The organism is Anaerotalea alkaliphila, from assembly GCF_010179735.1.
Lineage (GTDB): Bacteria > Bacillota > Clostridia > Lachnospirales > Vallitaleaceae > Anaerotalea > Anaerotalea alkaliphila.
The window spans coordinates 37,910-59,811 of record NZ_JAAEEH010000017.1 but is presented as its reverse complement, the minus strand read 5'-3'; the positions used below and the strand labels follow the sequence as shown (position 1 = coordinate 59,811).

Below are 21,902 nucleotides of genomic sequence, written 5' to 3'. Positions count from 1 at the left end.
CTCGCTGTAAACAGGTCCGTGGAATAAATGCCGCTCCCTTGCATCACGCCCAAGACCAAAAAAGCACCAGCAATAGCTGGTGCCTATGTTATAAGTTTTTCGGGACATTTTCAAAAACGCTTGACATCTTGTTTTTCCGGATCGGGCTTCCCCTTCTCCTTGGATGCGAACCGGTCCATGAGGTCGGGCACCAGGTCCAGCAGCTTGGTGAAGCTGTCCTGGTTCTTGATGTTCACCAGCTTGGTGTTTCCGTCCTTGATCACGATCACGGCACTGGGAATTATTTTGGCGCCCAGACCTCCGCCTCCGCCGGAACCGTTCTTGCCCTCCCCATTCTCCGTGGAGCCGGCACCCAAGCCGAAGGATACCTCAACCAAGGGCAGGATGATGGTGTCCTCGATATGCACCGCGTCCCCCACCACCGTCTTGCTGCTGATGAGGTTGTCCATTCCCGCAAACAGGGAGTCTACCGTTTTCTTGAAATTCGTATCCATATCCATTCCTCCTTGGTCACTTTTTCAACTCGCCGATCAACCTGCGCACCCGCTTGTCCAGGAGAAGCCCCAGCCCCAGGGAAGCGAACCAGGAGAGGCGCACCTTCCCCTCCACGCTGAAGTCCCCTTCCAGCCGGGCCTCCTCGAAGGAAGGGTGGAGCACCAGCTTGTCCCGCCAAAGGGGATAAAATATGCTGGCCGCTCCCAGGGCCATGCCTGTCGTGGCCGGGTCATCCGCCCCCCAGTGGAGGTTTCCCCGGACCTTCGGCAGCAACCGGCGGAACAGCTTCTTCAGCTTCCGGAACACGCTGCCCGCAAGCCCCTTGTTCTCCGGAGCCTGGAAGAAGTCCTTGAACCTTCCAAACTTTTCCCGTGCCGTCTCTTCCTTCTGTTCCCCTTGGGGCGGCGCCGGTTTCTGCATGGGCTCCGGCTTCAGCCCGGGTCTCGGCCCCTGTTTCGGCCCCTGTTTCGGCTCCTGGGTCGGCTTCGGTCCCGCTGCCGGCTTCGGCCTTCCTTCTGGAGGCTTCGCCGGCTTTTGCGCAGCCTTCGGCCGGGGACCCTGTTTTTTCCCCGCAGCCTTCGGGGACGGCCGGGGTTCGTTGGTCGCCATCGTCTTCATGGCGACCTTGGCCGTATACCGCAGTCCTTTCCCGTCCATGGCCAGGTGCAGGTGGAAGAGGTGGAAGAGCCAACCCACCCTGCCGGCCAGCTGCAGGTCCTCCTTGTACCCCCCCTCCACCTTGTAGCGTATGGGCACGAGCAGCACCAGCAACAGGACCAGCAGGGCCAGGGCCAGGACCACCAGCAGCAAAATCCCGATGAACTTGAGTATTCCCAAGGTTATTGCCAGCATTGTGGCCATACCCCACCTCCTAGCGTCCTTGTCTTGTTTCCGTCCTTTTTGACCAAACCGCCGCACCTGCGCCCAGCAGGACCGCCTCCAAGAGGAACGCCAGCAGGATCAGCATGCTGGTGTTGAAGAAGAACACCTCCGGCACCATGTTGATCAGCACATCCGTAGCCGGGTCCAGCAGCCAAAGGTCGTTGTCAAAGAAAACCTCGTGAAAAAGCACGAACCATCTTTCGAAATTCCAAGCCAGCAGGCCGCCCACAACGGCCATGGCAAGAATCCCCCCAGCGAACACCCTTTTCACCGATGCGAGCAGGAGCAGGAAGCATTCCCGCCTTTTCCAGAAGAGCAGGCCGCTGTAAAACAGGAACAAGGCTGTCCCCAGGTCCCTGAAGCCCCTGCCTTGCAGCACCAGCTGCCGGACATCCACCATGTGGGCCTTTTCCCGTTCTCCAAAAACCTCCTGCAGCTCCCCTCCCACCACGACTTCCATGACCAGGTCCTCCCGGTCCCCCAGCAGATAGGAAAGCATCTCCCGTGTGGACTCCATCAGTTCCGGGTACGCCATGCCCGTGTCGGCCATGATGTCGTAGGTCCTGTAGTGCCAGCTGAAGTATTCCATGTTGAAGGCCACCAGCTGCACCGCATGGAACAGCAGTGCCACCAACAGCCAAAGGAGCAGGACCCTGTTCAGCCATCTGCAGATCCTAATTTCCATGGATGCGTACCCCGATTCCCCGGAAGACCGCTTCCTTCTCCAGGTCGGGGGCAATGCCCACCCAGTCCTGCAGGATCCGCTCCACCAGACGGTGGGCGGAATCCCCCGGCCTGGGCAGCAGGACCCCCAGGAGATAGATGTCTTCCCCCTGTTCCTCCAGCCTCCGGACTTCCCTGTAGGAGACCATTTCCATCAGGTTCTTCCCCGTTCCGCGCACCACGATGCGGATGTACCTCCGGGCCCTGGGGGACCCGTTGCGGATCTGCCGCAGGATGTCCCCATAGCTGCGCGGCAGGATCCATGGGTCAAAGTAGACTTTCTTCAGCGGTATCATTGCAAATGCCTCAATCCTTCCCTGATGGCCATCATGCTGGCCACTTTTTCCTGGGGATTCCCACAGCCCTGCATGCTCTCCAGAAGGAAGTCGTGGATCTCCTGGGGCGTCTTATGCAGGATGTTGAAGTACCCTAGCAGGGCGGCCATCCTGGCCCTTTTCCGCATCCGGCTGTCGCCCCGGAAGACTTCCTCCATGGCGCGGGACAGGTCCCTCTTCAGCGTGGCCAGGTGGAAATCGTCGCATTGGACCTCCTCCTCGCTTCCCGGTTCCTCATAGGGGGGAAAAGCGCTGTTTCCGGTGAATCCCGCCAGCCAACGGATCTCCCTGAAGTACTTGGAAAGGCCTGCCGCAAGGATTGCGGATTTATGCCGTTCCCCGGTCTCCTCGAAGATCCCCAGGAGGGTGCCGACCTCTTCCATCCTTTGCTCCTGGATCCCCTCCAGGCTCTCCAGGAACTCCCTTTCCCCCTCCGTATCCCCAGGTGCCTTCCAGTCCAGGCGGGCATAAAAATCCCCGTACCGGTCCAGGAGGTCTCCCAGGACGGATTCCATGGAGGGATCCAGGACCTGCAACAACCCGATCCAACCGTTCAACGTCTTCGCCGCTTCCACGCACAAGTCCAGCCAGCGGTCTTTCTCTTCCGTCAGCCTTTCCATCCGTGCAAGCAGCGCTTCCTTGTGCTTCAATGGGGGGGCATCCAATTCCCCCATGATGTCCTGGAGTTCCCGGGCCATCCCCCCGATTTCCCCAGCCTCCTCCCAGAGCCCTTCGGGATGGAACACCTCCCAAAGCAGTTCCTTGTGCGCCGACACGTTCTTCCGGTCCAATCCCTTGAACCGTTCGAAATACTGGTCTGTCATATGATGGAACCGGCTGGCCGTCATCCGCACCGGCAGCACGCTGTAGATGTATTTCAGGAGCTCCCTTTGGGCATTCCGGTCCGGATTGGAGAACAGTCCGGCGAGGACCTCCTGCACGAAGTCCTCGTCCGTCTCCATGGTCCGGATGCCTTCGCTTCCCGGCCCGGGGAGGCGCTCCAGCATGTAGGCGCCTTGGCTCAGCTGGTCGGTCACGGCGGAGAGCACACGGCCGCAGCGTTCAAGCCTGTCCCGCTCCCCCTTCAGTTCCTCCAGGAGGAGCCGCTGCTCCTCCTGGCCAAGCTTCCCCAAACGGCCCAGACGGGCGCCATAGGATGCCATCCGGTCCATGCTCCCCATGCATTCGGGAAGGACGCCTCCGGCCTCCCCGGCTTCCTCCAGCAACTCCCTCAAAAAGAGGGTCTGCAGGGCGCCCGCCGCCAAAAGGAATTCCCCAAAAGATTTCTGATACGTACGCACCAGCTGGTTCAGTGCCTCTTCCGGCTTCCCTTCCCTTTCCAGGTCTTTCCTGATCTTCCTGAAATCTGCCATGGCTCATGCTCCTTTGCGGTAGGGATCTTTCGTTTATTCCAAATCCTTCAGGAATTTCTTGAACACGCTTTCCAGGTTCGTGGTTGCCTCCTCCTGCTGCCCGATGTAGGCGTCCAGGTCCGCCCTGTTCTCCGATGCTTCCGCACCCTTCATGCTGAGGCGGATCTTCTTTTTGGCCAGGTCCTTTTCCAGCACCTTCACCTTGACCTGCTGCCCCACGGAAAGCACGTCTTCCACCTTGTTCACCCGGTCGTCGCTGATTTCGGATATGTGCACCAGTCCTTCCACGCCGTCGGCGATCTGCACGAACGCTCCGAAATCCGCAATCCTGGTGACGGTGCCCGCCTGCACGGAACCGACCTTCATGGCTTCCGCCGATGCCGCCCAGGGGTCTTGCTGCAGTGCCTTGTATCCCAGGGAGATCCTTCCCCGCTTCTTGTCCACGTCCAGTACGACCACGTCCACGGTCTCCCCTTCCTTGACCACTTCGCTGGGATGCTTGATCTTGGTCCAGGAAAGCTCGCCGATGTGGACCAGTCCGTCCACGCCGCCCAGGTCCACGAAGGCTCCGAAGTCAAGCACCTTCTTCACCTTTCCAGTGAAGCGGTCCCCCTTCTGTATGGTGTCCATGAGTTTTCCCCTTGCCTCGGCCCGCTCCTCTTCTTCCACGACCTTCCTGGAAAGGATCACCTTGTCTGTAGCCTCGTCCAGCTCGATCACGCGCACGTCGAAAGTGACCCCCACATAATCCTCCAGGTTCTCCACATAGCCGACGGACAGCTGAGATGCGGGGATGAAGCCGCGCACCCCCTGGATGTCGCAGACCACGCCGCCCTTGACCGCGCTCTTGACGGTGACGGAGATGTCCCCTTTGCGTTCGAAGGCGCTTTCCAGCTCTTCCCATACCAGGAAGGAGACGGCCTTCTTGATGGAGAGCAGCACATTGCCGTCCCCGTCGTTCTTGCTGAGCACTTCCGCGGTCACCTGGTCCCCCGGCTTGTAGTTGTCCGCCAGGACGTCCTCCGCCTTCAGCAGCGTCTCCTCCTTGGGGATGATGCCGTCGGCCACATATCCGATGTTCACCAGCAACTCCTGGTCCGTGACGGAAATGACTTCCCCCTTTACCTGTTCCCCTTCCCGTATTTTCCTGAAGGACGCCTGAAGCTCCTTCTCGAAATCCGCCATCGTTTCTTCCCTGTTCGTGTTTTCTTCCATTGTTGTATCCTCCCTGTCGGTTGATTCGGTTTCTTTCGTGCTCGGAGACCGCAAAGCAGGCTCCCTGTCAATATCATACAATATTCTGCCCTCTTTGAAAAGGTCAAATTGAAAGGACGGAAGGCACCTTACCGGCTCCTCCCGTCCCTGAAGGTTGGTTCTAGTATTTTTCCTCGACCAGCTCGTCGATGGGCTTGCCTGGTGCAACCATGGGATACACCATGTCGTCCTTGTCCACGATGCAGTTGATCACCACAGGGACGTCGCTTGCAAAGGCCTTGTCGAATACCGCATCGATGTCCTCCACCTTGTCCAGGTTGTACCCCTGGGCTCCGAAAGCCTCGCAGAGCTTCACGTAGTCCAGGTCCGGATTCAGATGGGTGAAGGAGTAGCGTTCGTCATAGAAGATGGTCTGCCACTGGCGGACCATGCCCAGCACGCTGTTGTTGATCACCAGTACCACAATGGGGATCTTGTAGCGGACCGCGGTCATGATCTCGTTCATGTTCATCCGGAAACTTCCGTCTCCGGCTATGTTGACCACCCGCATGTCCGGCCGGGCCACCTTTGCGCCGATGGCGGCGCCCATGCCGTATCCCATGGTTCCCAGCCCCCCGGAAGTGAGGAATAGCCTGGGTTCATGGAACTTGTAGAATTGGGCCGCCCACATCTGGTGCTGCCCCACTTCCGTGGCGATGATGGCGTTCCCCTTGGTGTAGGCGTACAGCCGTTCGATGACGTACTGGCCGGTCAGGCCCGGCTTGTAGCGCAGGGGATTATCCTTTTGGATCTTCGCCACTTCCTCCATCCAGGCCGCATGCTGCTGCTGCTCCAGCCGGCTGTTCAGGGCTTCCAGCACCATCTTCACGTCCCCGATGATATGGTGGTAGGCGGCAACATTCTTGTTGATTTCCGCCGGATCGATGTCGATGTGCAGGACCTGGGCCCCTCTGGCGAACTTGGCCGTGTCCCCGGTCACCCGGTCGCTGAACCTGGCCCCCACCACAACCAGAAGGTCGCAATGGGTCACGCCGATGTTGGAGGCTTTGGTGCCGTGCATCCCCAGCATCCCCGTATACCGGGGATGGTTGGTCGGGAAACCTCCCATGCCCATGAGGCTGCAGGTAACCGGCGCATCCAACTTATCCGCGAGCTCCACGATCTGGTCCTTGGCGTCCGACAGGACGACCCCGCCGCCCACCAGGATGTAGGGCTTCCTGGATCTTCCGATCACCTCCAGGGCTTCCCGGATGGATTCGTCCGTAATCCCCTTGCATCGCCGTTCCACCTTCCGGGGTTCCTCACGGACATACTCCGCCTTGTGGGCGGTCACGTCCTTGGGGATGTCCACCAGGACCGGACCGGGACGTCCCTCCTGGGCCACATAGAAAGCCTCCCGGAGGATCCTCGCCAGGTCCTTGACATCCTTGACGATGTAGTTGTGTTTCGTCACCGGCATGGTGATGCCTGCGATGTCCACCTCCTGGAAGCTGTCCTTGCCCAGCAGGGACAAGGGGACGTTTCCGGTGATGGCCACCATGGGGATGGAGTCCATGTAGGCGGTGGCGATCCCCGTCACCAGGTTGGTCGCTCCCGGACCGGAGGTCGCAAGGCACACGCCCACTTTTCCGGTGGCCCGGGCGTAACCGTCCGCCATATGGGACGCCCCCTGTTCATGGGAGGTCAGGATGTGGCGGATCCTGTCGTGCTGTCTATACAATTCATCATAGATGTGCAGAACGGCCCCGCCGGGAAAGCCGAAGATCGTATCCACACCCTGTTCAAGCAAACACTCCACGAGTATTTGAGCTCCAGTCATTTGCATGCTTTGTGCTCCTTTCCCTATTTCAATACCGCTCCCGTACTGGCGGACGTGACCAATTTGGCGTATCTGGCCACATAGCCTTTTGTGATCTTGGGGGGCAGCGGTTCAAATGTCTCCCGCCTTTTGGCGAATTCCTCTTCCGATACCTTTGCGTTGATGGTTCCTTCCGGAATGTTGACGCTCACCACATCCCCTTCCTTCAGGAGTCCGATGGGACCGCCTTCCGCGGCCTCCGGCGAGACATGACCGATGGCCGCGCCTCTGGTGGCGCCGCTGAACCTTCCGTCGGTGATGAGGGCCACCTGCTTGTCCAGTCCCATGCCCGCCAAAGCGGAGGTGGGGGACAGCATTTCCCGCATGCCGGGACCGCCTTTAGGTCCTTCGTATCGGATGACCACCACGTCCCCGGCTTTGATCCCTCCCTGGTAGATGGCCTCGATGGCCTTCTCTTCGGAATCGAACACCCTGGCCGGCCCTTCATGCACCAGCATCTCGGGCGCAACCGCGGACCTCTTGACTACGCAGGCGTCTGGAGCGATGTTCCCCTTCAGCACGGCGATGCCGCCTGTGGGGGAATAGGGATCCCCGATGCTTCGGATCACGTTCGTATTCCTGTTGACTGCGGAAGCGATGTTCTCCTTGATCGTCTTGCCGGTGACCGTCATCAGGTCCGTATGGAGGAGGCTGGCCTTGTCCAGCTCCATCATCACCGCCTGGACGCCGCCTGCGAAATACAGGTCCTGGACATGGTGTTCCCCCGCGGGTGCGAGCTTGCAGAGGTTGGGTGTCTTGGCGCTGATGGCGTTCGCCATCTCCAGGTTCAAGGGCACCTCGGCCTCATAGGCGATGGCAGGGAGGTGGAGCATGCTGTTGGTGCTGCATCCCAGGGCCATGTCCACCGTCAAGGCGTTTTCGAACGCTTCCGGGGTCATGATGTCCCTGGGGCGGATGCCCTTCTCCAGCATCTCCATGACCTTCATGCCGGCCTGCTTGGCCAGGCGGATCCTTTCGGAGAACACCGCAGGGATGGTTCCGTTGCCGGGAAGGGCGATGCCCAGCACTTCGCTGAGGCAGTTCATGCTGTTGGCGGTGAACATGCCCGAACAGGAGCCGCAGGTGGGACATGCGTTGTTCTCGCAGGTCAGCACATCCTCTTCCGTCATCTTCCCGGCCTTGTAGGCGCCCACGGCCTCAAAGGCGCTGTTCAGGTCCAGGTCCTTGTTCATGCTGTTGATGGAGAGCATGGCGCCCCCGCTGACGACGACGGCCGGGATGTTCAACCGGGCCGCAGCCATGAGCATGCCGGGGACGATCTTGTCGCAGTTGGGGATCAGCACCAGCGCATCGAAGGCATGGGCGTTGGCCACCGCTTCGATGGAATCCGCAATAAGTTCCCGTGTCACCAGGGAATAGTGCATTCCCTCATGTCCCATGGCGATGCCGTCGCAAACGCCGATGGCCGGAAACTCCATGGGCGTCCCTCCCGCCATCAGGACCCCCGTCCTGACCGCTTCGGCGATGGTGTCCAGATGGATGTGCCCGGGAATGATGTCGTTCTTGGAGTTGACAATCCCGATCATGGGACGTCTTATTTCTTCATCGGTGTACCCCATGGCCTTGAACAAGGAACGGTGGGGTGCCCTTTCTATGCCGGCCTTAACTCTGTCGCTTCTCATATGAAAATCCTTTCCGGCACCTGTGCAGGCGCCTCCTGGCTTGTCGTATCGTTACAGCTGTCCCCGGATCAGACGGCCCATTTCCTTCGTTCCGACCAATGTGGTCCCTTCGCTGTAGATGTCCCCGGTCCTGTAGCCCGCCTCCAGCACCTTCTCGATGGCGTCTTCGATGGCCTTCGCCTCGTTCTCCAAGTCGAAGGAGTAGCGCAGCATCATGGCGATGGAGAGGATGGTGGCGATGGGGTTGGCCTTGTCCTGTCCGGCGATGTCCGGAGCGGAACCATGGATGGGCTCATACATGCCCAGCTTCCCGGTTCCCAGGCTGGCGGAAGGCAGCATGCCGATGGATCCGGTAATCATGCTGGCCTCATCGGAGAGGATGTCGCCGAACATGTTTCCGGTCACGATCACATCGAACTGCTTGGGGTTGATGACCAGCTGCATGGCGGCATTGTCCACATAAAGGTGGTTGAGCTCCACTTCCGGGAACTCCCTGGCCACCTCTTCCACGACCCTTCTCCACAATTTGGAGCTGTCCAGGACGTTGGCCTTGTCCACGCTGGTGACCTTCTTGCCGCGCTTCATGGCGATTTCAAAGGCCCTCCGGGCGATCCGCTCCACTTCGACCTCGCTGTATTTCAGCGTGTCGTACTTGTAGGCACCCAGCTCGCCCACACCCTCGCCCCGTTCGCCGAAGTAGATTCCGCCGGTCAGTTCCCGGACGACCACGATGTCGATGCCGCCTTCCCCGATGATCCTGTCCTTCAGGGGGCAGGCGTCCTTCAGCTGGGGATACAGCACCGCGGGACGGATGTTCCCGAAGAGCCCCAGGGCTGCACGCAGTCCCAGCAGCGCCTTCTCCGGACGGTCTCCATTGGCCAGGTTGTCCCATTGGGGTCCCCCCATGGCTCCCAGGATCACGGAATCGGATGCCTTGCAGACTTCCACCGTCTCTTCCGGCAGGGACTTCCCTGTGGCGTCGATGGCTGCGCCTCCCGCCAGCACCTCCTTGCAGGTGAAGGTGTGTCCGAATTTTTGGCTGATGATTTCCAGAACCTTAAGCCCTTCCTCTACGATGTCGGGACCGATCCCGTCTCCCTTGATGACCGCCAATCTATAGTCCATGCTTCTCCATCTCCTTTTCTTATAGGTAGTATTTCATTTTCTCTTCAATGTCCCGGATGAGCTTGATTTCGATGGAATCCACCAACGCCGTCAAACTGGCTTCGATGATGTCCGTGGAAACCCCCACGGTGGTCCAGGACCGTTCCCCGTCGGAGGAGGTGATCAGGACCCGCACTTTGGCGGCTGTGGCTTCCTTGGTGTCCAGCACCCGTACCTTGTAATCCGTCAAGGCCACTTTGGAGAGGATGGGATAGAACCCTTCCAACGCTTCCCGCAGGGCCTTGTCCAAGGCGTTCACCGGGCCGTCGCCTTCCGCGGCCGTCATCTTCACGGCATCCTCCACCCGCACCTTCACCATGGCGTAGGCGCTGAACTGGTCTCCCGCAGCAGGCTTTTCGTTCATGATCTTGAAGTTCTCCAATTCGAAGAACGGCTTGTATTTTCCCAGATGCTTCCGGATCACCAGCTCGAAAGTGCTTTCCGCCCCCTCGAACTGGTAGCCTTCATGCTCCAGTTCCTTCAAGCGGTTGATGATGGCGATGGTCTCCGGGGAGTCCTTCTGGATTTCAGGCGCAATCTTGTTGATCTTCTTCAGGATGGTGCTCCTGCCCGACACTTCGGACATAAGGAAGCGCCGCTCGTTCCCCACGGCCTCGGGGGGGATGTGCTCAAAGCTGTGGGAGGCCTTGTTGACCCCGTCGATGTGCATGCCTCCCTTGTGGGCGAAAGCGTTCTTGCCGACGAAGGCCATGCCATCCTGCAGCCGGATGTTGGCGATTTCCGCAATCAACCTGGCGGTGGGGGTGAGAAGTTCCATGTTCTCCTCCGGTATGCACTGGAACTTCTTCTTCAGCTGCAGACCGCCGATGATGATGGCCAGGTTTGCGTTTCCGCAGCGCTCGCCGAAACCCACGAAGGTTCCCTGGACCTGCTGTGCGCCGGCCTCCACCGCCAGCAGGGAGTTGGCCACCGCCGTCCCCGAATCGTCGTGGCAATGGATGCCCACAGGCACGTCAAGCTGCTCGCAGACCTCCCTGGTGATGCTGTAGATCTCCATGGGCGTGGTTCCTCCGTTGGTGTCGCAGAGGACCACGCTGTGTACATCCATTTCCGCCGCGGCCCGCACGGTGGCCAGCGCGTACTCCCTGTTGTTCTTGTATCCGTCGTAGAAGTGCTCCGCGTCGAAGACGACCTTCTTCCCCTTCTCCTGCATGTAGCGGATGGTGTCCTGGATCATGCGTAGATTTTCTTCCAGGGTGGTGTTGATGATTTCCGTCACATGGAAGTCCCAGCTTTTTCCGAAAATGGCCACATGTTCCGTATCGGCAATCAGCAGGGACTGGAGGTTGGCATCCTCTTCCGGGCGGATGTCCCGCCTCCGGGTGGCTCCAAAGGCCACCAGCTTGGCGTTCTTCAGCTCCAGATGCTTGACTTCCTCAAAGAATTCCAGGTCCTTCGGATTGGAGCCCGGATTTCCCGCCTCGATGAACGCAACACCGATCTCATCCAAAGCCTTCACAATGTTGATCTTGTCCAGTACGGAGAAGGAGATCCCTTCACCTTGCGCTCCATCCCGGAGCGTAGAATCATAAATGTCTATCCTTCTATGCATCGCCTGGGCTCCTTATCCTCTTTCCCGTTTATTTGTTGACAAAAGGCCGGTCTTCACCGGCCTTTTGGCTCTTGCTGTATCCAGCTCTTACTTCATCCAGCTCATCATTTTTCTAAGCTCTTTACCGACCGTCTCCACCTGGTGCTCCGCTTCGATCCTTCTTCTTGCGTTGAACGCGGGCCTGTTGGCCTTGTTCTCCAGAATCCAGTTCTTGGCGAAAGTTCCGTCTTGGATCTCTCCCAGGACCTTCTTCATTTCCTTCTTCGTTTCTTCCGTGATGATCCGCTTGCCGATGGAGTAGTCTCCAAACTCCGCCGTGTCGCTGATGGAGTAGCGCATGAAGCTGAGGCCGCCTTTGTTCACAAGGTCGATGATCAGTTTCATTTCATGGACGCATTCGAAATATGCGCTTTCCGGCTGGTATCCGGCTTCCACCAGGGTCTCGAATCCTGCTTTCATCAGCTCGGAAACGCCTCCGCAAAGGATGGCCTGCTCGCCGAACAGGTCGGTCTCGGTCTCTTCCTTGAAGGTGGTCTCCAGGATGCCGGCACGGGCTCCGCCGATTCCTGCCGCATAGGCCAGTCCTTTTGCTTCCGCCTGTCCTGTGGCGTCCTGATGGACGGCGATCAGGCAAGGTACGCCTTTGCCTTCCTCATACTGGTACCGCACCGTATGTCCGGGGCCTTTGGGGGCGATCATGAACACGTCCACATCCGCCGGAGGCTGGATCTGTCCGTAGTGGATGTTGAAGCCGTGGGCGAAGGCCAATGCGTTTCCGGCCTCCAGGTTTGGCGCGATGCTTTCTCTGTAGACATCCCCTTGTTTCTCATCCGGGAGAAGGATCATGATCACGTCGGCCATCTTTGCGGCTTCCGCGGCTACAGCCACTTTCAGCCCCGCAGCTTCCGCTTCCTTCCAGGATTTGCTGCCTTCATAAAGGCCTACGACCACGTTGACGCCCGAGTCGTGCAGGTTCAATGCGTGTGCATGTCCTTGTGATCCGTATCCGATGATCGCAACGGTCTTTCCGTCCAGCAGGGACAGATTGCAGTCTTTTTCATAAAACATCTTTGCCATTTGAAAATTCCTCCATTTTATAAATGATAGGGACCTCCTGCCCGTCGGGCGGCGGTTCCCTTCATGATTGCATGTTGACGATTCCCTTATTCCTCTTCGGGCAGGTCCTCTTTGATGTCCCTGTTGCCCTTCTGCAGCGCGATGATGCCTGTCCGTGTCATTTCCTTGATGCCGTAGGGTTCGATCATGGTGATGAAGGTGTCGATGTCGTTCTTGTCTCCGGTCACCTCGATGGTCAGCGCCTCCGTTGCCGCATCCACGATGGACGCCTCAAAGATGTCGATGATCCCGATGATCTCCACGCGGTTGGTGTTGTTGGCGGATACTTTGATCAGTGCCATCTCCTTGCAGACCGCTTCAGGCTGGGGAAGTTGCTTTATATAATACACATCGTGGAGCTTGTCCAGCTGCTTCATGATCTGCTCGATGATCAGATCGTCCCCCTGGGCTACAATGGTCATCCGTGAGATGTCCGGGTTCTCCGTCTCCCCTACGGACAGACTGTCGATGTTGTATCCTCTCCTTGAAAAGAGCCCCGCCACGCGGCTTAATACGCCGGAGTGGTTGCTCACCAGCACAGACAATACATGTCTTTTCATAGCCTGCCTCCTTTATCTATAATATACAAAGAACATTATAACACAAGGTCCGTAACTTTTCCTAGTCAAAATTTAATTTGACATGGAAAAGTTCTTATCTTCCTTGGGGATTCCCGGCCTCCTGCACGATGTAGCGCACGAAACGGCCGATGCTGTCCATGAACCTTTGGGGGTCCAGGGCACCCTGGCTGATCCTGCCCAATCCCTTTTCCCATTTTCCGGTGGTGACGGGGGATTTCAGCTCCTCCGGCACAAGGGCCACAAGGCGCCGCCCTTTTTCCGTGGGCACAAGGGCCTTCCCCTTCCGGACGATGTACTCCACTTGCAGCAGCCGTTCGATGATGCCCGCGCGGGTGGCCGGCGTCCCGAAACCGGAGGCTTTGAGCTGCTCCTTCAGGTCCTCGTCCTCCACGAAGCGTCCGGCGTTCTCCATGGCGCTGAGCAAAGTGGCCTCCGTGAACGGTTTGGGGGGACTGGTCTGCTTGGTCAGCAGGTTGCAGTCCTGGATGGTCCTCTTCTCCCCCTTCTTCAGGGGGGGCAGCAGCTGGTCCCCTTCCTCGTTCCTGTTCTGGTACAGCCCCTTCCATCCCATGGCCAGCACCGTCTTGCCCTTGGACAGGAAGGTGTCTTCCTCCGTGCCCATCACAACCTTGGTGGTCTCGAACTCGAAGGGCTCGCAGAACACGGCGATGAAACGCTTCACCACCAGCTGGTAGATTTTCAGCAGGTCGGGGGGAAGGCTTCCCGGGTCAGGCCGGCGGTTGGTGGGAATGATGGCGTGGTGGTCCGTGACCTTCCCGTTGTCCACGATCCGCTTGCTGAATTTCAAGGGGCCTTTCGCCAGCAGCGGCCCGATGGCTTTGCTGTAGGGGTGGACGTTGATGCTTTCCATGGTCTTCTGGGCCACCGGCTTCATGTCGTCGCTGAGGAAGCGGCTGTCCGTCCGGGGATAGGTGATCAGCTTCCTCTTTTCATAAAGCTCCTGGGCAATGGTGAGGACCTGTTGGGCGGTGAAGCCATGCTCCTTGTTGCCGTCCCTTTGGAGCTCGGTCAGGTCATAGAGGAACGGGGGAGGCTGGCGGTTCTTCTTCTTCTCCAGCTCCAGCACCTGGACTTCCTTCCCCAGGCAGCGGTCCGCCACCTCCCGCGCCTTTTCCTCCCGGTCCATCCGGGTGGCGCTCTGCTTCTTCCAGAACCAGGTTCCCTTGAAATCCCCGTAGTCCGCCTCCACCTCGTAGTAGTCCTCCGGCTTGAACCCCTCGATCTCCAACTGCCTTTGGACGATCAGTGCCAGCGTGGGCGTCTGGACCCTTCCCACACTGTAGAGGTCTCCGTAGCGGGTGGTGAAGGCCCGGGTGGCGTTGATCCCCACCAGCCAGTCCGCCTCCGACCGGCACCTGGCCGAATGGTACAGGTTGTCGTAGGCCTCCCCGGGCTTCAGCTTTTCGAACCCCTGCCGGATGGCCTCGTCGGTCATGCTGGAGATCCAGAGCCGGTAGAACGGCTTGCGGCATCCCAGATATCCGTAGATGTAGCGGAAGATCAGTTCCCCTTCCCTTCCGCTGTCCGTAGCGCAGATGAGGCTTTCCACGTCCTCCCGCTCCATCAGCCTGCCCACCAGGTCCAGCTGTTTCTTGGTCTTGGGATAGGGTTTGGTGCGGATCGGCTCCGGAATGATGGGAAGCGTCTGGTAGTTCCATCGCTTGAGGGCAGGGTCATAGTCCTCGGGGTCCCACAGGGCGATCAGGTGGCCAATGGCGTAGGTCACCAGATATTTTCCGCTTTCCATGTAGCCGTCTTTGTTGCTCCGGCACCCCAGAACCCTTCCGATGTCCCTGGCCACCGAAGGCTTTTCCGCGACAATCAATTGTTTTCCCATCTTTCCCTCCTCCTGCTTCTCTTCGTATTGCATTGTACCACCGGTTGTCCTCCCCTGTCAAAGCGGAAAAGGGCAAAACCCTTGGCAGCCCCTCTCCATCGATGGTATAATGGGACTTGGCGTCCGGGGGCACTTCCCCATCGCCCAATATCCATAGAAAGCCAGGACCCAACATGAAAAACGATTTTTCCACCGGATTGCGCCATGGGGTGCCCATCGGCCTGGGGTACATTTCCGTATCCTTCACCTATGGCATCCTGGCCGCTGGAGGCGGCATGCCCATCGGCTTGGTGGTGCTCATGTCCATGACGAACCTGACCTCCGCCGGACAATTCGCCGGCACCCTCCTGCTGTTCAGTTCCGCAGGATATCTTGAACTCCTTCTGGCCACCATGGTGATCAACAGCCGCTACGCCCTGATGTCCCTTTCCCTGGCCCAGAAGGTCTCCGCCGGCCTTTCCAGACCCCACAGGGCCCTGATGTCCTTCGGGATCACGGACGAGACCTTCACGGTGGCGTCCCTGGAGGAAAAGGAAGTGACCTTCCCCTATATGGCCGGCCTCATGTCCATCCCCTACCTGGGCTGGGCCTTGGGCACTTTCCTGGGTGCCGCCGCCGACGCCCTGCTCACCCCCCGGATGCAGAGTGCGGCCGGCATCGCGCTCTACGGCATGTTCATCGCCCTGGTGCTGCCCGTGGCCAAACGCTCCCGGGACGTGCTCCTGGTGGTGCTTCTGGCGGTCGCCTTCAGCACCTTCTTCCGGTACGCCCCCTTCCTCCAGGGACTGGGCGGCGGCTACAGCATGATCCTGTCGGCCGCCGGAGCCTCCCTGGCAGGCGCCTGGCTTTTCCCGAAGGAGGTGGAGGAAGTTGCCTAGCTACTATCTGGGGGGCATCCTGCTGATGGCCCTTTCCACCTACCTCATCCGGATGGCCCCCCTCACCTTCTTCCGGCGGCACCTGAAAAACCGGCGGATCCGCAGCTTCCTGGACTACATCCCCTTCACCGTCCTGGGAGCCATGACCTTCCCGGGCATCTTCGAGTCCACGGGAAGCACCCTCTCCGCGGCCGCCGGATGCGCCGTGGCCTTCCTCCTGGCCTATCGGGAGAAAAGCCTGCTCACCGTTACCCTGGCGGCCGTCGGCGCCGTATACCTGGCCGAAAGGCTTCTCCTGTAACCTGCCCACCCTTCCGACCCTGCAACACTGCGAAAGGAGCACCCATGCATCCAAAGAAGGAATTCTACGCCAAACAAGCCCATACCGTCATCAAAGCCATGGAGAAGAGGAACATCACCGGACATTATGTGGAGACCGCCGACGAGGCGAGGGAGCTGGTTTCCTCCATGATTCCGGATGGGACGACAGTCGGCTCCGGCGGCTCCATGACCCTGACCCAAACCGGCATCCTGGATGTCCTGCGGGAGCGGGACCTGACCCTGATGGAGCGCAGCCAGGCAAAGACCCCTGTGGCCATGGAACAGTTCCACCGGGACACCTTCTCCGTGGACTACTATCTTATGGGCAGCAACGCCATCACCCTGGACGGGAAGCTGGTGAACGTGGATGGTACGGGAAACCGGGTGGCGGCCATGATTTACGGTCCCCGGAAAGTCATCATCGTTGCCGGCATGAACAAGGTCGCCCCGGACGAGGCAAGCGCCATCCAACGGGTGCGGACCTTCGCCGCCCCCCCCAACACCATGCGGCTGGGCAAAAACACCCCTTGCGTGGAAACCGGCAAATGCCACCACTGCCTTGCGGAGGACTGCATCTGCTGCCAGACGGTGGTCACCCGCATGTCCAAACCCAAGGACCGGATCCATGTGGTCCTTGTGGGGGAAGAGCTGGGATTCTAGGACATCCGTCCCCAATTGAAAAGGAGTTCCGCAACCGGCCTGACGGTGGTTGCGGAACTCCTTTTTCTATAGGGCAGGAAAGCTTGGTCAGATGTCCAAGGGATACTTGGCGGTGAGCTCTTTGACCATGGCTCTTGCCTTCTCCTGGCTGTTCTCGAAATCCGTGATGGCCAGACGGATGACTTCCGCCACCACTTCCATGTCCGCTTCCAGCATGCCTCTGGAGGTGACGGCCGGTGTGCCCAGGCGGATTCCGCTGGTCACGAAGGGACTCTGGGGGTCGAAGGGTATGGTGTTCTTGTTGCAGGTGACACCCACCGCATCCAGAAGCTTTTCCGCCTCCTTTCCGGTGATGTCCATGTTCTGCAGGTCCACCAGCATCAGATGGTTGTCCGTGCCTCCGGACACCAGGTTGAAGCCTTTTGCCATCAGCGCCTTGGCGAGGGCGGCCGCATTGGCCACGATCTGCTTCTGGTACTGCTTGAACTCCTCCGTGAGGGCTTCCTTGAAGTTCACGGCCTTGGCTGCAATCACGTGCATCAGGGGACCGCCCTGGATGCCTGGGAACACGGCCTTGTCGATCATTTTTGCATACTCTTCCCTGCACAGGATCATGCCTCCACGGGGACCCCGGAGGGTCTTGTGGGTGGTGGTGGTGACGAAATCCGCATACGGTACCGGATTGGGATGGAGGCCCGCCGCAACCAGGCCGGCGATGTGGGCCATGTCCACCATCAGGTAGGCGCCCACGGCATCCGCCGCTTCCCTGAATTTGGCGAAATCGATGGTCCTGGAATAGGCGCTGGCCCCTGCGATGATCAGCTTGGGCCTGGTCTCCTGTGCGATCTTCATCAGTTCGTCGTAGTCGATGTACCCATCCTTGTTCACGCCATAGGGAACCACCTTGTATTCCTTGCCCGAAATGTTCACCGGGCTGCCGTGGGTCAGATGTCCGCCGTGGCTCAGGTTCATGCCCATGATGGTGTCGCCGGGGTTGAGTACCGCGAAGAACACGGCCATATTTGCCTGGGCGCCAGAATGGGGTTGGACATTGGCGTGGTCGGCACCAAATATCTCTTTTGCGCGGTCCCTGGCCAGGTCCTCGGCGATGTCCACAAATTCGCAACCGCCATAATACCTTTTGCCCGGATAGCCTTCCGCGTACTTGTTGGTCAAAGGACTTCCCATGGCTGCCATGACCGCTTTGGACACGAAATTCTCCGATGCGATCAGTTCGATGTTGGATTGCTGACGGTTGATTTCTTTATGCATGGCTTCCGCCAACGCGGGATCAACCAGCTTCACTTCTTCAAAAGAATACATTTGATTTCCTCCATACTTAGCGTCTTCATTGTCGATGCCGCCGCATGCGTGTAAAGCCGCGGATTTAAAAAACATTATAGCATACCGGGAATATTCGAACAATCTTTTTTTGTTCCACAGAAAAGTTCGCCCCTGGGAAGGGGCGAACCGGAAGTCCGCTTCATCATTCGCTCTGCTGTTCCGTTTCCTTGACGCCCAGGTCCTCGTATCCGTCGAAGGCCACCCTGACGGCCGAAGGCCTGTATTTCTTGGTCCGGAATTTCGGTTCGTTGGCCCGGATGACCAGGAAGACAACCGCCATCAGCAGGAATCCCCCGATCACGGCTATGATCTCCACCAAGCCGGGGTTGATCCCTTGACCGATCAGATAGCCCAATCCCAAACCGGCGACCAAACCAAGGAAGGGCAGGACGTACATGATGGCGACCGCCTTGATGAAGTTGCCTTCGTCCAAAGACACTTCCACAATGTCGTTCACCTTTGCCCCGCAGAGGTTCTCCGTCTCCAGAATCATGTCCTTCACTTCCGTACCTAGGGTGCAGGCTTGGCACTTGGCGCAGGCTTCCTGCCTCTCCAGGCGCACTATGGCATGGTTGCCCTTGATCTCCATCACTTGTCCCAGTTCTGCCATATGACCATCTCCTTTTCACGATGCGACACCCGTTTCCCTGGATGGCAAAAGCCCTCTGGGATGAGGGCTTTTGCTTCACATGGAGCATTTATAGCTCTCTTATAATTATACTACGTCAACTCAAGAATGTCCACTTTGATTGAGAGCTCTTCCAGCTGTTTCTTCTCCACCGTGCCCGGGGCTTCCGTCATGGGACAGGATGCGTCCTTGATCTTGGGGAATGCGATGACCTCGCGGATGCTGTCCGATCCGCACATGAGCATCACGATCCTGTCCAGCCCATAGGCCAGTCCTCCATGGGGGGGCACGCCGTACTTGAAGGCGTTCAGCAGGAAGCCGAAGCGTTCATAGGCCTCCTCCTTGCTGAATCCAAGGGCCGCGAACATCTTCTCCTGGATGTCCCTCTGGTGGATCCGGATGCTTCCGCCGCCGATTTCGTTTCCGTTCAGAACGATGTCATAGGCTTTGGCGCGGACCATTTCCGGCGCCGTCTCCAGGAGATGCAGGTCCTCTTCCATGGGCATGGTGAAGGGATGGTGTTTTGCCACATAGCGCTTGTGCTCCTTGTTGTACTCCAACAGGGGAAAATCCGTGACCCAGACGAACTTGAAGGTGTTCTTGTCCAGAAGCTCCAGTTTCTCGGCCAGGTCCAGACGGAGGTTGCCCAAGGTGTTGTACACAACTTCGTTGTTGTCCGCACAGAAGAGCAGCAGGTCGCCGGGCTTTCCTTCCAGCTTGGCAACGATGGCCTCCACGGTCTCCTCCCGGAGGAATTTGGTGATGGCGGACTTGTAGGTGCCGTCCTCGTTGATCGCAATCCAGGCCATCCCCTTGGCGCCATACTCCACGGCCGCTTCCCCCAGGGCGTCGATCTGCCTTCTGGGGAAGTCGCCGCATCCCTTGGCGTTGATGCCGCGCACACTTCCGCCGGCACCGATGGCTCCGTCGAAGACCTTGAAGCCGCAGTCCCTGACCACATCGGAAACATCCACCAGCTCCATGCCGAAGCGCAGGTCAGGCTTGTCGCTGCCGAACCGGTCCATGGCGTCCTGGTAGGTGAGCCTCTCGATGGGAAGGGGCACCTCCACACCGATGGCGTCCTTGAACATCTTCTGGAGAAGGGCTTCATTCACACCGATGACGTCGTCCACATCCACGAAGGAGAGCTCCATGTCGATCTGGGTGAATTCAGGCTGCCGGTCCGCACGCAGGTCCTCATCCCGGAAGCATTTGGTGATCTGGTAATACTTGTCGTAACCGGAGAGCATCAGCAGCTGCTTGAAGATCTGGGGGGACTGGGGCAGGGCATAGAAATGCCCGCCATGGACACGGCTGGGCACCAGATAGTCCCTGGCGCCTTCCGGCGTGCTCTTCGTCAGCATGGGCGTCTCGATGTCCAGGAACCCCTGGTCGTTGAGGAAATTCCTGGACAAGTTGGCCACCTGGTGCCGCAGCATCATGTTCCGCTGCAGGTCGGGTCTGCGCAGGTCCAGGTACCGGTACTTCAGGCGAAGCTCCTCCTTGACCTTGGAATTCTCCTCGATCATGAAGGGAGGCGTCTCCGCTTCGGAAAGGATCCTGAGGCCCGATGCCCGCACTTCCAGGATGCCCGTGGGAATGTTGGGATTGACCGTCTCCGGATCCCTTTTTTCCACCATGCCTTCTACGGCGATGACAAATTCGCTGCGGATGTGTTCCGCCTTCTTGAATCCCTCGGCGCCGATGGTCTCCATGTCGAACACGATCTGCAGAAGGCCGGTCCTGTCCCTAAGGTCGACGAACACCACGCCTCCCAGGTCCCTGCGTTTCTGGACCCATCCCATGACTGTCACCTGGCTTCCAATCAGTTCTTCTCCTACATTCGCACAATATCGGGTTCTCTTCAACCCAGCCATCGATTCGCTCATTTAATTTCCTCCTGGTTCTATGCTTTTCTGTCGCATCAAATAGTTTGCCAATCCGTCAAAAGCCACCGTTTCCTGGGCTCCCGTTTCCATGTCCTTGACCTGGGCGGCGCCCTGCGCAAGCTCCGTATCCCCGACGACCATGGAGCGCCTGGCTCCCAGCCGGTTCGCCTGCTTCATCTGGGCCTTCACGCTTTTCCCCAGCAGGTCCGTTTCCACATGGTGGTCCTGCCCCCGCAGGCTCTGGGCCAGTGCGAAGGCCTTCGCCTGGGCCTGGGGTCCCATGTGGGCGATGTAGAGGTCCACGCCGGGGGCCTTATGGGTGATGGCTCCCGACTTCTCCATGGTCATCAGCAGCCGTTCGATGCCGGCGCCGAAGCCCACCGCTGGCGTGGGGTCCCCTCCACATTCCTGGATCAGGTTGTCGTACCTGCCTCCGCCGCAGACGGTTCCCTGGGCGCCGATCTCCTTGGAGACGAACTCGAAGACCGTCTTGGTGTAATAGTCCAACCCCCGGACGATCCAGGGGTTCACCGCATAGGGAATCCCCATGGCGTCCAAAAGGCCCAGGGTCTTTTCGAAATGCTCCCTGCATTCCGGTCCCAGGTTGTCGATGATCAGGGGCGCGTCCTTCATGACCTCCTGGCAGCTGGGAACCTTGCAGTCCAGCACCCGGAGCGGGTTGCGCTCCATCCGCTCCCTGCATGTCTCGCAGAGGCCTTCCCGATGCTCCTGCAGGAAACCTTCCAGCATTCTGTTGTAGTTCTGTCTGCAGGCACCGCCTCCCAGGCTGTTGACCTGCAGCTCCACATTCCGGATCCCCAGCCGGTCCAGCATCTGGCTGGCCAGGGCGATGACCTCCGCATCCGCCGCCGGCTCCCCGGACCCGAACAGCTCCACCCCGAACTGATGGAACTGGCGCATCCTGCCCGCCTGGGGCTTCTCGTACCTGAAGGCCGGTGTGAAGTAAAAGAGCTTGGTGGGCTGGGTGTCCGCATACATCTTCTGCTCCAGATACGCCCGGACCACCCCAGCGGTCCCTTCGGGCTTCAGGGTCAGGCTCCTCCCCTTCTTGTCCTGGAAGGTGTACATCTCCTTCTGCACGATGTCTGTGGTTTCCCCGACCCCCCGCTGGAAAAGCTCGGTATGCTCGAAAACAGGTGTTCTGATTTCCTTGAAGCCATAGGCGGCGCACTGGATCCGGATCTTTTCCTCCAGCCCCTGCCATGCCTCCATGGCGCTGCCGTAGAGGTCGCTTGTCCCTCTGGGTGCTTTCGTCAACATAGTTCCACTCCTTTTCCTATTTAAGAAAAACTTTCCATCACATAAAAACGTCCCGTCCCTTGATGATCAAGGGACGGGACGTTTA

The 21,902-nt window shown here is 58.9% G+C and carries 20 protein-coding genes; 3 read left to right on the top strand and 17 right to left on the bottom strand.

The window, feature by feature from the left end; genetic code table 11:
* Nucleotides 1-110: 110 nt before the first annotated feature.
* The 13 genes from GXN74_RS07690 to GXN74_RS07630 form a co-directional block, all read right to left on the bottom strand.
* Nucleotides 111-494 (bottom strand): GerW family sporulation protein, encoded by a 384-nt coding sequence (locus tag GXN74_RS07690; RefSeq protein WP_343032807.1) that lies wholly within the window; start codon nt 492-494, stop codon nt 111-113.
* A gap of 16 nt (nt 495-510) precedes the next feature.
* Entirely contained in the window at nt 511-1,356 is an 846-nt protein-coding gene (locus GXN74_RS07685; RefSeq protein ID WP_162370351.1) for a hypothetical protein, read from the bottom strand.
* 10 nt (nt 1,357-1,366) lie between these two features.
* On the bottom strand, nt 1,367-2,062 hold the full coding sequence (locus GXN74_RS07680; RefSeq protein ID WP_162370350.1) for a TIGR01906 family membrane protein: 696 nt from the start codon (nt 2,060-2,062) through the stop codon (nt 1,367-1,369).
* The gene (locus GXN74_RS07675; RefSeq protein WP_162370349.1) at nt 2,052-2,396 is read right to left on the bottom strand and encodes a hypothetical protein; all 345 of its coding nucleotides are present in this window, start codon (nt 2,394-2,396) and stop codon (nt 2,052-2,054) included. Before GXN74_RS07675 ends, GXN74_RS07680 begins: the two co-directional genes overlap by 11 nt.
* The gene (locus tag GXN74_RS07670; RefSeq protein WP_162370348.1) at nt 2,393-3,808 is read right to left on the bottom strand and encodes a hypothetical protein; all 1,416 of its coding nucleotides are present in this window, start codon (nt 3,806-3,808) and stop codon (nt 2,393-2,395) included. The genes GXN74_RS07675 and GXN74_RS07670 overlap by 4 nt, the downstream gene beginning before the upstream one ends.
* Nucleotides 3,809-3,841: 33 nt before the next feature.
* Complete coding sequence (gene rpsA / locus GXN74_RS07665) at nt 3,842-5,023, bottom strand: 30S ribosomal protein S1 (protein WP_162370347.1); 1,182 nt, start codon at nt 5,021-5,023, stop codon at nt 3,842-3,844.
* Nucleotides 5,024-5,183: 160 nt separating this feature from the next.
* Nucleotides 5,184-6,848, bottom strand: coding sequence for a biosynthetic-type acetolactate synthase large subunit (gene ilvB, locus GXN74_RS07660; RefSeq protein ID WP_162370346.1), 1,665 nt, complete (start codon nt 6,846-6,848; stop codon nt 5,184-5,186).
* Between the two features lie 17 nt (nt 6,849-6,865).
* Nucleotides 6,866-8,524: a dihydroxy-acid dehydratase gene (gene ilvD / locus GXN74_RS07655; protein ID WP_162370345.1), complete on the bottom strand. Its 1,659-nt coding sequence runs from the start codon at nt 8,522-8,524 to the stop codon at nt 6,866-6,868.
* Nucleotides 8,525-8,575: 51 nt separating this feature from the next.
* Nucleotides 8,576-9,649: a 3-isopropylmalate dehydrogenase gene (gene leuB / locus GXN74_RS07650; protein ID WP_162370344.1), complete on the bottom strand. Its 1,074-nt coding sequence runs from the start codon at nt 9,647-9,649 to the stop codon at nt 8,576-8,578.
* Between the two features lie 19 nt (nt 9,650-9,668).
* Complete coding sequence (gene cimA / locus GXN74_RS07645) at nt 9,669-11,261, bottom strand: citramalate synthase (RefSeq protein ID WP_162370343.1); 1,593 nt, start codon at nt 11,259-11,261, stop codon at nt 9,669-9,671.
* A gap of 87 nt (nt 11,262-11,348) precedes the next feature.
* The gene (gene ilvC, locus GXN74_RS07640) at nt 11,349-12,338 is read right to left on the bottom strand and encodes a ketol-acid reductoisomerase (protein WP_162370342.1); all 990 of its coding nucleotides are present in this window, start codon (nt 12,336-12,338) and stop codon (nt 11,349-11,351) included.
* A gap of 86 nt (nt 12,339-12,424) precedes the next feature.
* On the bottom strand, nt 12,425-12,937 hold the full coding sequence (gene ilvN / locus GXN74_RS07635) for an acetolactate synthase small subunit (RefSeq protein ID WP_162370341.1): 513 nt from the start codon (nt 12,935-12,937) through the stop codon (nt 12,425-12,427).
* A gap of 94 nt (nt 12,938-13,031) precedes the next feature.
* The gene (locus GXN74_RS07630; RefSeq protein ID WP_162370340.1) at nt 13,032-14,816 is read right to left on the bottom strand and encodes a DNA topoisomerase III; all 1,785 of its coding nucleotides are present in this window, start codon (nt 14,814-14,816) and stop codon (nt 13,032-13,034) included.
* 173 nt (nt 14,817-14,989) lie between these two features.
* Between GXN74_RS07630 and GXN74_RS07625 the strand changes: the two genes are divergently transcribed.
* The 3 genes from GXN74_RS07625 to GXN74_RS07615 are packed head-to-tail and all read left to right on the top strand — an operon-like array spanning nt 14,990 to nt 16,675.
* Nucleotides 14,990-15,694 (top strand): AzlC family ABC transporter permease, encoded by a 705-nt coding sequence (locus GXN74_RS07625; RefSeq protein WP_162370339.1) that lies wholly within the window; start codon nt 14,990-14,992, stop codon nt 15,692-15,694.
* Complete coding sequence (locus GXN74_RS07620; RefSeq protein ID WP_281355216.1) at nt 15,687-15,995, top strand: AzlD domain-containing protein; 309 nt, start codon at nt 15,687-15,689, stop codon at nt 15,993-15,995. Before GXN74_RS07625 ends, GXN74_RS07620 begins: the two co-directional genes overlap by 8 nt.
* A 44-nt stretch (nt 15,996-16,039) precedes the next feature.
* Nucleotides 16,040-16,675, top strand: a complete 636-nt coding sequence (locus tag GXN74_RS07615) for a lactate utilization protein (protein WP_162370338.1) — start codon at nt 16,040-16,042, stop codon at nt 16,673-16,675.
* A gap of 87 nt (nt 16,676-16,762) precedes the next feature.
* Here GXN74_RS07615 and glyA read toward each other — a convergent pair whose 3' ends face one another.
* The 4 genes from glyA to hisS form a co-directional block, all read right to left on the bottom strand.
* Nucleotides 16,763-17,998 carry a serine hydroxymethyltransferase gene (gene glyA / locus GXN74_RS07610; protein WP_162370337.1) on the bottom strand — a complete coding sequence of 412 codons (1,236 nt, stop codon included), beginning with the start codon at nt 17,996-17,998 and terminating at the stop codon, nt 16,763-16,765.
* A 163-nt stretch (nt 17,999-18,161) separates the two neighbouring features.
* Nucleotides 18,162-18,629: a SoxR reducing system RseC family protein gene (locus GXN74_RS07605; RefSeq protein ID WP_162370336.1), complete on the bottom strand. Its 468-nt coding sequence runs from the start codon at nt 18,627-18,629 to the stop codon at nt 18,162-18,164.
* A 110-nt stretch (nt 18,630-18,739) separates the two neighbouring features.
* Nucleotides 18,740-20,536, bottom strand: a complete 1,797-nt coding sequence (aspS, locus tag GXN74_RS07600) for an aspartate--tRNA ligase (protein WP_162370335.1) — start codon at nt 20,534-20,536, stop codon at nt 18,740-18,742.
* Complete coding sequence (gene hisS, locus GXN74_RS07595; RefSeq protein WP_162370334.1) at nt 20,537-21,817, bottom strand: histidine--tRNA ligase; 1,281 nt, start codon at nt 21,815-21,817, stop codon at nt 20,537-20,539.
* Between the last annotated feature and the right edge of the window lie 85 nt (nt 21,818-21,902).